General features: G+C 68.5%; 1 protein-coding gene. It reads right to left on the bottom strand.

From position 1 onward, the window contains the following. The coding region (locus H7U32_RS10475) for a urate hydroxylase PuuD (protein WP_204469950.1) at positions 1-435 on the bottom strand (435 nt) is incomplete at both ends.

The following is a 435-nucleotide window of genomic DNA, read 5'->3' as shown; positions in this document are numbered from 1 at the left end:
CCGAAGGCCAGCACGCACAGCAGCACCAGCCAATTGAGCGGATGTCCGTAGGTGCTCGGGAAGTGCGAGCTCAGCATGAGGAACAGCACGGGGAACGTGAGGTAGTGGTTGTGCGTCGAGCGTGCTTTGGCCCGCAGCCCGAGGCTGGTGTCCACTTCGGTTCCCGCGCGGGTGGCCGCGAGCATCTGCTGCTGCGAGGGAACGATCCGGCGCCAGACGTTGCCGGCCATGATCGTCCCGAGCATCGCGCCCAACTGCAGGTACGCCGCGCGGCCACCGAAGAGCTGTGCGAGACCGTATGCGGTGGCCGCGAGCAGCGCGATCGACACGACACTCGCGGCCAAGGTGCGTCGGCCGAGCGGCGAGCTCCAGAGCAGGTCGTACACGAACCAGCCCACGACCACCAGTCCCGCGCTGATCGCCACCGCGCCGCCG

The sequence above is a fragment of the Bifidobacterium pullorum subsp. saeculare genome, from assembly GCF_016899725.1.
In the GTDB taxonomy this organism is placed as follows: Bacteria; Actinomycetota; Actinomycetes; order Actinomycetales; family Bifidobacteriaceae; genus Bifidobacterium; species Bifidobacterium pullorum_C.
This window is presented reverse-complemented; position numbering and strand designations above follow the sequence as displayed.